This is a genomic window from Mycobacterium sp. E2462, assembly GCF_001672685.1.
GTDB lineage: Bacteria > Actinomycetota > Actinomycetes > Mycobacteriales > Mycobacteriaceae > Mycobacterium.
Genome location: NZ_LZKC01000446.1, coordinates 24,470 through 38,365, shown reverse-complemented (window position 1 = coordinate 38,365; position 13,896 = coordinate 24,470). Strand labels below are relative to the sequence as shown.

General features: G+C 68.5%; 13 protein-coding genes. 5 read left to right on the top strand and 8 right to left on the bottom strand.

What is annotated here, in order from left to right; translation table 11 throughout:
* Nucleotides 1-22: 22 nt before the first annotated feature.
* From A5714_RS23130 to A5714_RS23115, 4 genes are read right to left on the bottom strand one after another with little or no spacing between them, the layout of a single operon-like run.
* Nucleotides 23-607, bottom strand: a complete 585-nt coding sequence (locus tag A5714_RS23130; RefSeq protein WP_068289305.1) for a hypothetical protein — start codon at nucleotides 605-607, stop codon at nucleotides 23-25.
* Nucleotides 600-878: a putative holin gene (locus A5714_RS23125; RefSeq protein WP_197513892.1), complete on the bottom strand. Its 279-nt coding sequence runs from the start codon at nucleotides 876-878 to the stop codon at nucleotides 600-602. The genes A5714_RS23130 and A5714_RS23125 overlap by 8 nt, the downstream gene beginning before the upstream one ends.
* 19 nt (nucleotides 879-897) lie before the next feature.
* Nucleotides 898-1,368 carry a DUF779 domain-containing protein gene (locus A5714_RS23120; protein WP_068289302.1) on the bottom strand — a complete coding sequence of 157 codons (471 nt, stop codon included), beginning with the start codon at nucleotides 1,366-1,368 and terminating at the stop codon, nucleotides 898-900.
* Nucleotides 1,368-2,891 carry an aldehyde dehydrogenase family protein gene (locus tag A5714_RS23115; protein WP_068289299.1) on the bottom strand — a complete coding sequence of 508 codons (1,524 nt, stop codon included), beginning with the start codon at nucleotides 2,889-2,891 and terminating at the stop codon, nucleotides 1,368-1,370. Before A5714_RS23115 ends, A5714_RS23120 begins: the two co-directional genes overlap by 1 nt.
* 66 nt (nucleotides 2,892-2,957) lie before the next feature.
* On the opposite strand from A5714_RS23115, the gene A5714_RS23110 reads away from it, so the two are divergent.
* Genes A5714_RS23110 through A5714_RS23095 form a run of 4 tightly spaced genes read left to right on the top strand, consistent with a single transcriptional unit; the run spans nucleotide 2,958 to nucleotide 6,853 of the window.
* Nucleotides 2,958-5,063, top strand: coding sequence for a prolyl oligopeptidase family protein (locus tag A5714_RS23110; protein WP_068289296.1), 2,106 nt, complete (start codon nucleotides 2,958-2,960; stop codon nucleotides 5,061-5,063).
* A 9-nt stretch (nucleotides 5,064-5,072) separates the two neighbouring features.
* Entirely contained in the window at nucleotides 5,073-5,384 is a 312-nt protein-coding gene (locus A5714_RS23105) for a hypothetical protein (protein WP_068073553.1), read from the top strand.
* 41 nt (nucleotides 5,385-5,425) lie between these two features.
* Complete coding sequence (locus tag A5714_RS23100) at nucleotides 5,426-6,349, top strand: crotonase/enoyl-CoA hydratase family protein (protein ID WP_068289293.1); 924 nt, start codon at nucleotides 5,426-5,428, stop codon at nucleotides 6,347-6,349.
* A 57-nt stretch (nucleotides 6,350-6,406) separates the two neighbouring features.
* On the top strand, nucleotides 6,407-6,853 hold the full coding sequence (locus A5714_RS23095) for a DUF5078 domain-containing protein (RefSeq protein WP_068289290.1): 447 nt from the start codon (nucleotides 6,407-6,409) through the stop codon (nucleotides 6,851-6,853).
* Between the two features lie 145 nt (nucleotides 6,854-6,998).
* On the opposite strand, the gene A5714_RS23090 is transcribed toward A5714_RS23095, so the two are convergent.
* Genes A5714_RS23090 through A5714_RS23080 form a run of 3 tightly spaced genes read right to left on the bottom strand, consistent with a single transcriptional unit; the run spans nucleotide 6,999 to nucleotide 11,195 of the window.
* Nucleotides 6,999-9,929 (bottom strand): RND family transporter, encoded by a 2,931-nt coding sequence (locus tag A5714_RS23090; protein WP_068073548.1) that lies wholly within the window; start codon nucleotides 9,927-9,929, stop codon nucleotides 6,999-7,001.
* The gene (locus A5714_RS23085) at nucleotides 9,926-10,474 is read right to left on the bottom strand and encodes an MmpS family transport accessory protein (RefSeq protein ID WP_068073547.1); all 549 of its coding nucleotides are present in this window, start codon (nucleotides 10,472-10,474) and stop codon (nucleotides 9,926-9,928) included. The genes A5714_RS23090 and A5714_RS23085 overlap by 4 nt, the downstream gene beginning before the upstream one ends.
* 34 nt (nucleotides 10,475-10,508) lie before the next feature.
* Nucleotides 10,509-11,195 (bottom strand): TetR family transcriptional regulator, encoded by a 687-nt coding sequence (locus A5714_RS23080; RefSeq protein ID WP_156671382.1) that lies wholly within the window; start codon nucleotides 11,193-11,195, stop codon nucleotides 10,509-10,511.
* A gap of 107 nt (nucleotides 11,196-11,302) precedes the next feature.
* Between A5714_RS23080 and A5714_RS23075 the strand changes: the two genes are divergently transcribed.
* Complete coding sequence (locus A5714_RS23075; protein ID WP_068289287.1) at nucleotides 11,303-13,036, top strand: cytochrome c biogenesis protein DipZ; 1,734 nt, start codon at nucleotides 11,303-11,305, stop codon at nucleotides 13,034-13,036.
* On the opposite strand, the gene A5714_RS23070 is transcribed toward A5714_RS23075, so the two are convergent.
* Nucleotides 13,033-13,893, bottom strand: coding sequence for a hypothetical protein (locus A5714_RS23070; protein ID WP_068289285.1), 861 nt, complete (start codon nucleotides 13,891-13,893; stop codon nucleotides 13,033-13,035). The two genes, A5714_RS23075 and A5714_RS23070, sit on opposite strands and share 4 nt — an antisense overlap.
* Between the last annotated feature and the right edge of the window lie 3 nt (nucleotides 13,894-13,896).

Below are 13,896 nucleotides of genomic sequence, written 5' to 3'. Positions count from 1 at the left end.
TAGTGGGCACGTGGGCGCGGCGTTAATACGGAAGGACGCCGGCCACGCAGTGGCCCACCCGTTCGCAGTAGTAGTAGCCGTACAGGGGCGCCGCAGCGGCGACGGCGGCGAACGGCCCCGACATCACCGCGACCGACAGGGCCGACACGAGCGGCTTGCCCGGCACCATCGCCAGCATCACGCCCGCGACGATGCACGCCACCACGTACACCAGGGCGGCGAACCCGGCCGGTGTCTTGTCCGGCGAGTGATACCACCAATAGAACAGGCCGAGCCCCACCTCGGCGGCCACCAGCCACACGCCCAGCAGCACCAGGGCCAGCTTCCACCACTTGAGGTAGACGTAGCGGCCGGGCACGGTGACCGATTGCACCAGCCCGCCCGCGCCCGCCCCGTCCTCCTGTTCGTCGGGCGGCTCGTCGGGCGCCTCGACCGCCGCCGCCTCGGCCGGTGTCGCCGCGGCGGCGGGTTCTACAGCCTGCGGCCCGGTGTCGTCGGAGAAGTCGGGGACCCACGAGCGGGTGCAGGTGTCCTCGTCGTCGTCCTCGGAGAAGTCCGGCACGAACGCCTCGGTGCCCGGGTTGGTCCCGTCCTTATCGTCAGCCACCGGCGCTCACCCGCAGGGCGACCAGCACACCCAACCAGCCGGGCGCCACCGCCACGATGAACGCGCCGAGGGTCGTGACCCACCGCCGTCCGGACAGCAGCATCATGGTCAGCCCGACGACGCTGGGAACCCCGACCGCGGCCGCGACGGCGACACCCGGGTGGACGGCGGCGTGCACGACCACCTTGCAGGCCACCCCCGCCAAAAACCCGACCGCGCTGCCAATCAGCATGGCGCTGGCCAGAAGCCAGGGCCGCGGCAGGGGGATCACGGTGACGACTGTACTGCCGTCAGCCGCCGGTGCGGCAGGTCGCGGAAGCTCCGCCGGTCACCACCTGACCGCGGGACGCGGGGCGCTGTCCGCCCTCGTAATCGGCGCCGGTGATGAGCGGCGCGGCCGCCAGCGCCGCCCGTTCCTCCTCGGTGAACACGCGGCCGCGGCTCAGGAACCGCACCCCGTCGGGAGCCTCCAGGCTGAAGCCACCGCCGCGGCCCGGCACCACGTCGATCACCAGCTGCGTGTGTTTCCACGCCTGGTACTGCGGGCCCGAGATCCACACCGGCACCCCGTCGGCGCCCACGTCCAGCACGCCGAGCAGCACATCGCGGTCGCCGACCAGGAAGTCGCCGCGGGGATAGCACATCGGCGATGACCCGTCGCAGCAGCCGCCGGACTGATGGAACATCACGGGGCCGTGCCGCTCCTGCAGCGACGCCAGCAGCTCGGCGGCCGGCGCGGTCATCACCACCCCGGTGACCATCAGAAGAAGCCCTGCGCCTTCTCCGAATAGGACACCATGAGGTTCTTGGTCTGCTGGTAGTGGTCGAGCATCATCTTGTGGTTCTCGCGGCCGATGCCGGACTGCTTGTAGCCGCCGAACGCGGCGTGCGCGGGATAGAGGTGGTAGCAGTTCACCCACACCCGCCCGGCTTGGATGTCGCGACCCGCCCGGTAAGCGGTGTTGCCGTCGCGGCTCCACACGCCCGCGCCGAGGCCGTAGAGGGTGTCGTTGGCGATCGAGATCGCGTCGTCGTAGTCGTCGAATGACGTGACCGTCACCACCGGCCCGAAGATCTCCTCCTGGAAGACCCGCATGCGGTTGGTGCCGGCGAAGATGGTGGGCTGCATGTAGTAGCCGCCGGACAGGTCGCCGCCGAGTTCGGCGCGCTCGCCGCCGGTGACGATCGTGGCGCCCTCGTCCTTGCCGATCTCGATGTAGGACAGGATCTTCTCAAGCTGGTCGTTGGACGCCTGAGAACCCAGCATCGTCTCGCTGTCCAGGGGGTCGCCCTGCCGGACGGCCTTGGTGCGGATCGCGGCGAGCTCGAGGAACTCGTCGTAGATGTCGGCCTGAATCAGGCTGCGCGACGGGCACGTACACACCTCGCCCTGGTTGAGGGCGAACATGGTGAAGCCCTCGAGCGCCTTGTCCTGGAAGTCGTCGGCTCTGGCCAGCACGTCGGAGAAAAAGATGTTCGGGCTCTTGCCGCCCAGCTCCAGGGTGACCGGGATCAGGTTCTGCGACGCGTACTGCATGATCAGGCGCCCGGTGGTGGTCTCGCCGGTGAAGGCGATCTTGGCGATCCGGTTGCTCGACGCCAGTGGCTTGCCGGCCTCGGCCCCGAACCCGTTTACGACGTTGAGCACGCCGGCCGGAAGCAGGTCACCGATGAGCGACATCAGGTAGAGCACCGAGACCGGCGTCTGCTCAGCGGGTTTGAGCACCACCGCGTTGCCGGCGGCCAGCGCCGGGGCCATCTTCCAGGCGGCCATCAGGATCGGAAAGTTCCACGGGATGATCTGTCCGACGACGCCGAGGGGCTCGTGGAAGTGGTAGGCCACCGTGTCCTCGTCGATCTGGGACAGCGAGCCCTCCTGCGCCCGGATGGCGCCGGCGAAATAGCGGAAGTGGTCGGCGGCCAGCGGGATGTCGGCGGCCAAGGCCTCGCGGACCGGCTTGCCGTTGTCCCACACCTCGGCCACCGCGAGGGCGGCGGTGTTCTCCTCGATGCGGTCGGCGATCTTGTTCAGGATCGCCGCCCGCTCGGCCGGCGCGGTCTTGCCCCACGCCTTGGCCGCGCCGTGGGCGGCGTCCAGCGCCTTCTCCACGTCGGCCGCCTCCGAGCGGGCCACCTCGCAGAACGGCTGGCCGGTCACCGGGGTGGGGTTCTCGAAGTAGCGGCCGCCCAACGGCGCCACCCACTGGCCGCCGATGAAGTTCTCGTAGCGGGATTCATACGACATCAGCGCCCCGGCAGAGCCCGGACGTGCGAAAACGGTCATTCGCTCTCACCCCTCGTCCCTCGTGTAATACACCTCACAGTACCGCCGTTGGCCACAATGGGTCCCATGCCTTCGCTCTCCTCCGAGACCCCCGACGCCGCCCCCGGCGTAGCCGCGCCCGACGACCCGTACCTCTGGCTCGAGGAGGTCACCGACGAGCGGGCCCTGGACTGGGTGCGCGCGCGCAACGAGCCCACGCTGGCGCGATTCCGCGACGAGGAATTCGAACGGATGCGCGCCGAGGCGCTCGAGGTCCTCGACACCGACGCCCGCATTCCGTACGTGGTGCGCCGCGGGGACTACCTGTACAACTTCTGGCGCGACGCCACCAACCCCCGCGGCCTGTGGCGGCGCACCACGCTGGACAGCTACCGCGCCGCAACCCCCGACTGGGACGTGCTGATCGACGTCGACGCGTTGGGCCGGGCCGACGACGAAAAGTGGGTGTGGGCGGGGGCGGGGGTCATCACCCCGGAAAACACGCGGGCGCTCGTCGGCCTGTCGCGCGGCGGCTCGGACGCCTCGATCGTGCGCGAATTCGACATGCAGACACGGGAATTCGTCGCCGACGGGTTCACGCTGCCGGAGGCCAAGTCGCAGATCACCTGGGCCGACCCCGACACGGTGTTCGTGGGCACCGACTTCGGGGCCGGGTCGCTGACGGAGTCGGGCTACCCGCGGGTGATCAAGCGGTGGCACCGGGGCACGCCGCTGGCCGACGCGGAGACAGTCTTCGAAGGCGACCGCGCCGACGTGCGCGTCGCGGTGTCGGTGGACCGCACGCCGGGTTTCGAACGCACCTTTCTGGCGCGGGCGGTCGACTTCTGGAACGAGCAGGTCTATGAGTTGCGCGGCGCGGAGCTCATTCGCATCGACGCGCCCACCGACGCCAGCGTGTCGGTCCACCGCAACTGGTTGCTGATCGAGCTACGCACCGACTGGCTGTTCGGATCCGCCAGCTACGCCGCGGGGTCCCTGCTGGCGGCGGACTACGACGAGTTTCTCGCCGGGACAGCGCAATTGAGCGTGGTGTTCGAGCCCGACGAGCACACCGCGTTGAATCATTACGCGTGGACGCGCGACCGTCTGCTCATGGTCACCCTCGCCGACGTGGCCAGCCGGGTCGAGATCGTCACGCCACCCCCACGTGACGACCCGCAGCGCCCGGCTTCGCCGCCGCCCTGGCGACGTGAGCCGCTGGCCGGCATCCCGGAGGCGACCAACACCGTCGTCGTCACCGCCGACGACGACGGTGACGAGTTCTTCCTCGACTCCAGCGGATTCGTCACGCCCTCACGCCTGCTGCGCGGCACCGGCGACGGAGCCCTCGAGCAGGTCAAGTCCGCGCCGTCCTTCTTCGACGCCGAAAACCTGGCCGTCGCACAGCATTTCGCAACCTCTGACGACGGGACCAGGATTCCCTACTTCGTGGTGCGGCCCACCGACGCGACCGGCCCCGGGCCCACCATGCTCTATGGCTACGGCGGCTTCGAGAACGCGAACACCCCCGCCTACAGCGGCGTGCTCGGCCGGTTGTGGCTGGCCCGGGGCGGCACCTACGTGCTGGCCAACATCCGCGGCGGCGGCGAGTACGGGCCGAACTGGCACACCCAGGCGATGCGGGAGGGCCGGCATAAGGTGGCCGAGGACTTCGCTGCCGTGGCAACGGATTTGGTGAGCTGCGGCATCGCGACCGTCGACCAGCTCGGCGCCCAGGGCGGCAGCAACGGCGGCTTGCTGATGGGCATCATGCTGACCCAGTACCCGGAGCTGTTCGGCGCGCTGGTGTGCAGCGTGCCGCTGCTGGACATGAGGCGCTACCACCTGTTGCTCGCCGGCGCCTCGTGGATGGCCGAGTACGGCGATCCGGACAACCCCGACGACTGGGCCTTCATCTCCGAATACTCGCCCTATCAGAACATTTCATCGGCGCGACGCTATCCGCCGCTGCTGATGACGACCTCCACCCGCGACGACCGGGTGCACCCGGGGCACGCCCGCAAGATGACCGCGGCGCTCGAGGCGGCGGGCCACCGGGTCTACTACTACGAGAACATCGAGGGCGGCCACGCCGGCGCGGCCGACAACGAACAGGCCGCGTTCAAGTCCGCCCTGACCTACTCGTTCCTGTGGCGCATGCTCGCGCCCGGCAGTGACGACCGGCGCCGATAGACTCGCGACGTGTCCGCGACCGATCGCATCGAACTGACCCTGCTGGCCACCGGCCTGATCTTCATCCTGGCCGGGGCGGCGCAGGCCCGGTACCGCTTCGTCAAGCACCGCCGCGCCGGCCGGCGGTTCTACTGGGTGACGTCGGCGATCGGCATCGTCAGTTTCGCGGCCGGGACCGGCAGGCTGTGGCCCAACGCGGTGGTCGTGGCGGTGATCTTCTCCGCGATCGTCGCCGTCTCGGCCTATCTGACCACGCCGTACCTCAAGATCGGTGACCGCATCTACGCCTCGTCGCCGGAAAACCAGCAGCCCGACGAGTAAGGCTGCTGGACAGCGCGGCGCCCAGCGGCTTCGCTGGGACCATGACATCGCCCGGCGCCGCGCCCGAGTTCCAGACGTTGCTGTACACGACGGCCGGACCGGTCGCCACGATCACGCTGAACCGCCCGGAGCAGCTCAACACCATCGTCCCGCCGATGCCCGACGAGATCGAGGCGGCGGTGGGCCTGGCGGAGCGGGACCCGGCGATCAAGGTCATCGTGCTGCGCGGCGCCGGCCGGGCGTTCTCCGGTGGTTACGACTTCGGCGGCGGATTTCAGCACTGGGGCGAGGCCATGATGACCGACGGCCAGTGGGACCCCGGCAAGGACTTCGCCATGGTCACCGCCCGCGAGACTGCGCCCACGAGCAAGTTCATGGCGATCTGGCGGGCGTCCAAGCCGGTGATCGCTCAGGTGCACGGCTGGTGCGTCGGCGGGGCCAGTGACTACGCGCTGTGCGCCGACCTGGTGATCGCGAGCGAGGACGCCGTGATCGGCACCCCGTACGCGCGGATGTGGGGTGCCTATCTCACCGGCATGTGGCTCTACCGGCTGAGCCTGGCCAAGGCGAAGTGGCACTCGCTGACCGGCCGGCCGCTCACCGGCGTACAGGCCGCCGAGATCGAGCTGATCAACGAGGCGGTGCCGTTCGAGCGGCTGGAGGCCCGGGTCGCCGAGATCGCGGCCGAGCTGGCGCAGATCCCGCTGTCCCAGTTGCGGGCGCAGAAGCTGATCGTCAACCAGGCCTACGAGAACATGGGCCTGGCCTCCACGCAGACGCTGGGCGGCATCCTCGACGGGCTGATGCGCAACACCCCCGACGCCCTCGAGTTCATCCGCACGGCGCGCGACCAGGGCGTGCGCGCGGCGATCGAGCGCCGCGACGGGCCGTTCGGCGATTACAGCCAGGCCCCGCCGGAGCTGCGGCCGGACCCGTCGCACGTCATCGTCCCTGATGGCAAGTGATAATGAGCTCTGCTACAAATTTCTTCACCGCCGTGCAAAAAGTGTTACCGTTTGAATATGTCTCGGCTGAGTTCTCGCTTGCGTGCAGGTGCGGTTTTCCTCGCTCTCGGGGTGGCCGCTGTGACGTTCCCGAAGACCGCGGTAGCGGATTCCACGGAGGACTTCCCGGTCCCCCGTCGCATGATCAACACCACCTGCGACGCCGAGCAGTACATGGCGGCCGCGCGCGACACCAGCCCGGTGTACTACCAGCGCTACATGATCGACTACAACAACCACCCGAACGTGCAGCAGGCCACCCAGGACAAGGTGCACTGGTTCTTCTCGATGTCGCCGGCCGACCGCAGGCAGTACTCGGAGAACTTCTACAACGGTGACCCGCTGACCTTCGCGTGGGTCAACCACATGAAGCTGTTCTTCAACAACAAGGGCGTGGTGGCCAAGGCCACCGACGTGTGCAACCAGTACCCGCCCGGCGACATGTCGGTGTGGAACTGGGCCTGAACCCCCACAGTTATCTCGCCGGTAGCAGCGCCTAGAGCGCCGCTACCGGCGATTTTTTGCGCCTGAACCGTAGCGCACCGTGCCGGGCGGCCCGCCAGACCGGCGGGCGTCACCGGGCATGCGCCGAGAGATCCGCCCGCGGCGATCAGCGCGGCTGCACCAATCCGCCCGCCGGGTGCTCCTCGACGTTCTTCAGCAGCAGCTCCCGCACGGCGGGTCGCGGCCCGTACGGTCGCAGCATGGTGCTGGCCGGCCGCGGACGCACGTGCTGCGGCCACCAGAACCAGCGCCCGAGCAAGGCGGCCAGCGACGGCGTCATGAACGACCGCACGATCAAGGTGTCGAACAGCAGGCCCAGCGCGATCGTCGTGCCCACCTGGGCCATCACCAGCAACGGGCTGAACATGAAGGTGGCCATGGTGGCGGCGAACACCAGACCGGCCGACGTCACCACCGAACCGGAACCGGCTATCGCGCGGATCGTGCCGGTTCTGAGCCCGGCGTGGATTTCCTCCTTGAACCGCGAGATCAACAACAGGTTGTAGTCGGAGCCGACCGCCAGCAGCAAGATGATCGCCATCGCCAGCACCATCCAGTGCAGCTTGATACCCAGGATGTACTGCCACACCAGCACCGAGAGGCCGAACGAGGCGCCCAATGACAACAGCACCGTGCCGACGATCACGAAGGCCGCCACGACGCTTCGGGTGATCACCAGCATGATGATGAAGATCAGGGTGGCTGCGGAGATGCCGGCGATGATCAGGTCGATGTCGGAACCGTCGTGCATGTCCTTGTACGTCGCGGCGGTGCCGCCGAGGTAGACCTTGGCGCCCTCCCAGGGCGTGCCCTTGATCGCCTCGTGCACGGCCTGCTTGATCGGTTCGATGTGGCTGATGCCTTCCGGAGTCGCCGGGTCACCCTCGTGAGAGATGATCAACCGGACCGCGTGCCCGTCCGGCGAGATGAACTGCTTGAGACCTCGCGCGAAGTCCGGGCTCTTGAACGCCTCCGGCGGAAGGTAGAACGTGTCGTCGTTCTTGGCCTTGTCGAACGCGTCGCCTTGTGCGGTGGCGTTGTCGGCCTGCGCCTTCGCCTGGTCGTTCAGGCCGTTGGTGATGGCATAGTTCGACATCACGGTGTCGAGGTTGCGCTGCTGGCTCTCGATCTGCGGCGGGATCAGCGCCACCAACTTCGGCTGGATCTGATCCAGCTTGTCCAGATTCGCGCTGAGGTTCACGATGTTCTGCGCCACCTGGTCGATGCCGTCGAGCGCGTTGAACACCGACCGCAGCGCCCAGCACGCCGGGATGTCGTAACAGTGCTTCTCCCAGTAGAAGAAGCTGCGGATCGGCCGGAAGAAGTCGTCGAAGTTGGCGATGTCGTCGCGCAGCGCCTCGGTGATCTGCACGGTTTCCTTGGTGAGCCTGGTGGTCTCGTGCGTGGTGTTGCTCAGATCCTGGGTGACCTGCATCTGCTCGTGCAGCGTGGCCATCGTCTTCTTGAGCTCGTCCGCCTGCTTCAGCAGGTTTTGCGCCTGCTCTTCCTGATAGTGCTGGGTCTGGAGCCGGCCGGCCGATTGCGCACCCATCTGGAACCCGAGGGTGCTGTGGTCGAGCGGCGTGCCCAACGGTCGGGTGATGGTCTGCACCCGGCCGATGCCGGGGATGTGGAAGACCGCCTTGGCGACCTTGTCCAAGACGATGAAGTCGGCCGGGTTGCGCAGGTCGTGGTCGGTCTCGATCATCAGCAGCTCGGGGTTGAGCCGGGCCTGATCGAAGTGCCGGTCGGCGGCGGCATAGCCGATGTTGGCCGGGGTGTCCGCCGGCAGGAAGTGGCGGGTGTCGTAGTCCGTCTTGTAGCCGGGCAGCGCGAGCAGGCCGACCAGGGCCGCGGCGATGGTCACCGCGAGAACGGGTGCGGGCCACCGGACGATGGCGGTGCCGATGCGGCGCCAGCCCCGCGTCTGCAGCTTGCGCTTCGGGTCCAGCAGCTTGAAGAACGACGCCACGGTCAGGACCGCCGGCGCCAGCGTCAAGGCCGCGAGGACCGCGACCAGCATGCCGACGGCGCACGGGACGCCCAGGGACGAGAAGTAGGGCAACCGGCAGAAGCTCAGGCAGTACATCGCGCCGGCGATGGTCAGCCCCGACCCCAGCACGACGTGGGCCGTGCTGTGGAACATGGTGTAGAACGCTTGTTCGCGCGTCTCGCCCAGACCGCGGGCCTCGTGGTAGCGGCCGACCACGAAGATCGCGTAGTCCGTTCCGGCCGCGATCGCCATCAGCACGAGCATGTTGTTGGCGAACGTCGACAGGCCCATGATGCCGTAGTTGCCGAGCGTCGCGACGACACCGCGGGCCGCCGCCAGCTCGACGAAGACCATCAACAGCATGATCAAAACGGTGACGATCGAGCGGTAGACGAACAGCAGCATCACCACGATCACCAGGAAGGTGATCATGGTGACTACCGCGACGCCCTTCTCACCCGCGTGCGACTGGTCGGCGAACAGCGGCGCCGCCCCGGTGACGTAGGCCTTGATCCCCGGCGGCGCCGGCACCGAGTCCACGATCTTGCGGACGGCGTCGCTGGACTCGGCGGACATCCCGCCGCCCATGTTGCCGGCGAGGTACACCTGGACGTAAGCGGCCTTCTGGTCGTGGCTTTGCGATCCCGCGGCGGTCAGCGGGTCGCTCCAGAAGTCCTGGACGTGCTGGACGTGCTTCTTGTCCTGCTCGAGTCGCTTGACGATCTCGTCGTAGTAGCGGTGCGCGTCGGCCCCCAGCGGCTTGTCGCCCTCGAGCAGGATCATCGCGGAGCTGTCGGAGTTGAACTCTTTGAACGTCGATCCAACCCGCATCATCGACTGGAACGACACCGCGTCCGTGGGGCTCTGCGACACCGAATGCTTCTTGGACACGACCTCCAGCTGCGGCGCCACGGTGTTGGTGACGAACACGATGCCCAACCACACCAGGACGATCGGCAGCGCGAGCCGGTGGATCATGCGCGGCAGGAACGGCGGGATCAGTGGCTGCTCGACGCGCGGCGCAGCCTCGACTGATTCGCTCATGCGGACTTGTCCAGGCAGTACACGAAGGCGTTCACCGTTTCGTTGGGGGGCGACTGATTCGGAGCCTTGATGACGTCACCGTGCCCGTCGTGGTTGTTGACGACAAATCGGCAGGCGATCCAGCTGCCGTCGCCTTGGGCCACCAGGTTTGCCGGGATGCCGGGCTTCGTTGAACTCAAGACTTTGCTCCAGGGCAAGGGCACGTTGAGCGCCTGCTGCGGGTGGGAGTTCTCGTCGAGGTAGTTGATGGTCGCCGTGCTGCCCGGCGCGCCCCAGACCTCGAGCGTGATGGTTTTAGCGTTGAACTGGTCGAGGACCTCGCCCGAGGTGCCACCCCCGAAGGAACCGCGGTGAACGCCGAAGACGCCGTGCAAGCGGTAGACGACGAACCCCGACAGCGCGACGACGGCGGCGATGGTGAGCACCAGCCAGAAGCGCGCGAAGAACCCCTTCTTCCTGGCGCGCCGCGGGGCGGCCTCGTCGCCCTCCCCGCCGGCGGAGCCCTGCCTGCGCAGTGGCTCGGTCCTTGGCTCAGTGGTCGTCATGGGCGCTCCATGTCCTTGTGGTACGTCGTGGTGTTCATGGCTTCTCGGTGATGAGGCCGACGCACGTAGCGGTCAGCAGGCGAGTCAGGGCGGAGGCGAAATCCAAGTTCCACTCGGGCGGCACCACTTCCGGCTCCTCGGCGTAAACGTCGGTGAGGCGTTCCGGCGGGTTGGCGACCTGCCACAGCGTGGCCGCCAACGAGTATGCGGCCAGCAGGATGTCGAGCGCCCCCGAGCGGCCGAGTTCCGGCAGCCCGCTCTCGATGGCGTCAGCAAGCGAGAGCGTGGCGGCGGTGCTGATCCGTTTCACCTCGACCACCCGCTCGGCGTCCACCTCGTGTTCTAGGTGTAGGTGCAGGTTGGCCAACAGGTCACAGAACAGCGGGTCCGCGGCCAGCGCGTCGGCCAGCGTCTGGGCGATCAGCGACGGCGACTTCGCGCCGGGCTCGGCGAGCCTCTCCGACACGGTGTTCGACCACCGCACCCACCCCTCGGCGGACAGGTGCAGCAGCACTTCCTTGTGCGAGGTGAAGTAACGGCGCACCGCCGAATAGTGAATCCCGGCGCGGCTGGCGACGGCGGTCAGGGTCACGGACGCGACACCCGTTTCCAGCGCCAGCGAACGCGCGGCCTCCACGAGGGCCTCCGCACGTTGGCGCTTTTTCTCCTCGGTGCGGGCGCGCTGGAACGTGAGTTGCGCCACCGGCCGAGCGTAACGCACATTGTGTGATTTGTATAACGCACAGCGCGTGATTTGTTACGGCTGACGGCGCGGTCGTCGCCAGTGGGTAAAGGTAGGAGCATGACCCGCCGATCCAGAAAGCAGCCATGCAGACCATCGCGTTGATCGGATTCCTCGGCGGCCTCATCACCGGGATCTCGCCGTGCATCCTGCCCGTGCTGCCGGTGATTCTGTTATCCGGCGCGAGCAGCTCCCGCGGCATCAGTTCGGCCGCCCGGCCGTACCTGGTGATCGCGGGTCTGGTGTGCAGCTTCTCGGTGGCCACCTTGATCGGCTCGGCGCTGCTGACCGCGCTGCACCTGCCGCAGGACGCCATCAGGTGGGCGGCCCTGGTGGTGCTGGTGCTGATCGGCCTGGGGTTGATCTTCCCGCCGCTGCAGCACCTCATCGAACGACCGTTCGCGTACCTGCCGCAGCGTCAGATCGGGCCCAACACAGACGGTTTCGGGCTGGGCCTGACGCTGGGCGCGCTGTATGTGCCCTGCGCCGGCCCGGTCCTCGCCGCGATCGTGGTCGCCGGCGGCACGCAATCGATCGGGGCCGGCGCGCTGGTGCTGACTGGCACCTTCGCGCTCGGCAACGCGGTGCCGCTGCTGGCGTTCGCGTTGGCGGGGCGGCGCGTCGCGGAACGCATCGCCGCGTTCCGCCGCCGCCAACGCGCGATCCAGATCGCCGGCGGCGTCATGATGGTCGTGCTGGCCGTCGCGCTGGTGTTCAACCTGCCGGCGATGCTGCAGCGCGCGGTCCCCGACTACACGACGGCGATGCAGAACAAGATCGGCGCCGACGACATCCAGCGCACGCTGAACTCCGGCCCGGCGACGCCGCCGCCGCCCGGGTCCAGCGGCCTGCAGCTGAGCGCGGGCGGGGTCAGCGTCAACGGCGCGCTGACCGATTGCATGGACGGCGCCACGCAGCTGCAGCAGTGCGGACCGGCACCGGCTATCGCCGGCATCTCCGGATGGCTCAACACCCCGGACGGCAAACCGCTGGATCCGGCGGCGGTGCGGGGCAAGGTGGTCCTGATCGACTTCTGGGCCTACTCGTGCATCAACTGCCAGCGCGCCATCCCGCACGTGGTCGACTGGTACAACCGCTACCGCGACAGCGGCTTCGTCGTCGTCGGGGTCCACACGCCCGAGTACGCGTTCGAGCGAGTCCCGTCCAACGTGGACAGCGGCGCCGCCGGGCTGCATATCGACTATCCCGTCGCGCTGGACAACGACTATGCGACATGGAACAACTTCTCCAACCTGTACTGGCCGGCCGAGTACCTGATCGACGCGAACGGCCAAGTGCGACACACAAAGTTCGGCGAAGGCGACTACGACGGCACCGAGAAACTGATCCGCGATTTGCTGGTCGACGCCCATCCCGGTACCCAGTTGCCCTCGCCGGCCCACGCGCCTGACACCACCCCACAGACCCGGCTGACGCCGGAGACCTACCTGGGCGTGGAGCGGGCCGGGAACTACGGCGGCACCGGCGACTACAAGGCGGGCACCGCGGCGTTCGACTACCCGGCGTCGCTGCCGGGCGACAAGTTCGCGCTGCACGGCCGCTGGAAGCTCGACGACCAGGGCGCCACCGCGGACAGCGACGACGCCGCCATCCGGCTGAACTACACCGCCAAGGCCGTCTACGCCGTCGTCGGGGGCACGGGCACCCTCACCGTGACGCGAGACGGGCAGACCACCACGACGCCGATCGGCGGGGCGCCCACCCTGCACCAAATAGTCACCGACGCCGGAGCGCACGGCGACCAGCTCGACATGCGGGTCAGCCCGGGTCTGCAGGTGTTCTCGTTCACCTTCGGCTAGCCGCCGGGACTCCTGACGAGGCCGGCGAGCACCGCGACCAGCACACCGGCCGCCGCCAGGGCCGCGCCCGCGACCAGCGTGACGTTCAGCCAGTGATGCGCGCCGGCCTCGGCGGTGCCGACCATCACCTCCGCGATGCCGCGCACGTCGCCGGTCGTGCGGTTCAGCGCGGCGCCGACGCGACGCCCGACGATCTCCAGGGCCGCCCACCCGGCCGCGCCGACCAGCAGCGCGCACACGCCCAGGCTGCTCAACGCCTTGCCGCGGCGCCGCGCGGCAAGGAGCGTCAGGGCCGCGCAGACCCCGGCCACCACCACCGCACCCACGCTCAGCCACGGTCCCCAGTCGGCCAGCGGGCTGAGCCGCCCCTGCCGCACCGACGGCGACGAAACCGTCACCGGCACGGTCAATTTCGCCGGCACGGCGACGTTGTGGCGGCGCAGCAGCGGTTGGATCGAGCTGTCGTTGAGCATCGGGGCGACGTCGATCGCCAACTGCTCACCGCCCGACCCGGGCTCGCCGAACAACCAGCCGTGCACCTCGCGATTGGCCTGCGCGAACAGCGGCGGGAAGGCCGGACTCGCCGTGAAGGCGCGGGCGGCGTCGCGGACCTGCGAGGCGTCGACCGGGTACTGCGATCCACCGTGGGCGGGGATGAGACCCATTGCGCGCGTGGTGAGTTCGGCCGCGGTGGCGGACTGCAGCGACGGGTCAGCTGCCGCCCGTCGGGCCAGTGCCGCGTAACCGTCGGTGTCGACAACGTTGAGCTGAAGCCAGGCCGCGGGTATCGCGACCGTCAACGCCAGCGCGGTGGCCAGCCACAACACCGCCCTGGACAACGCGGCCGCGAATCGCACGCT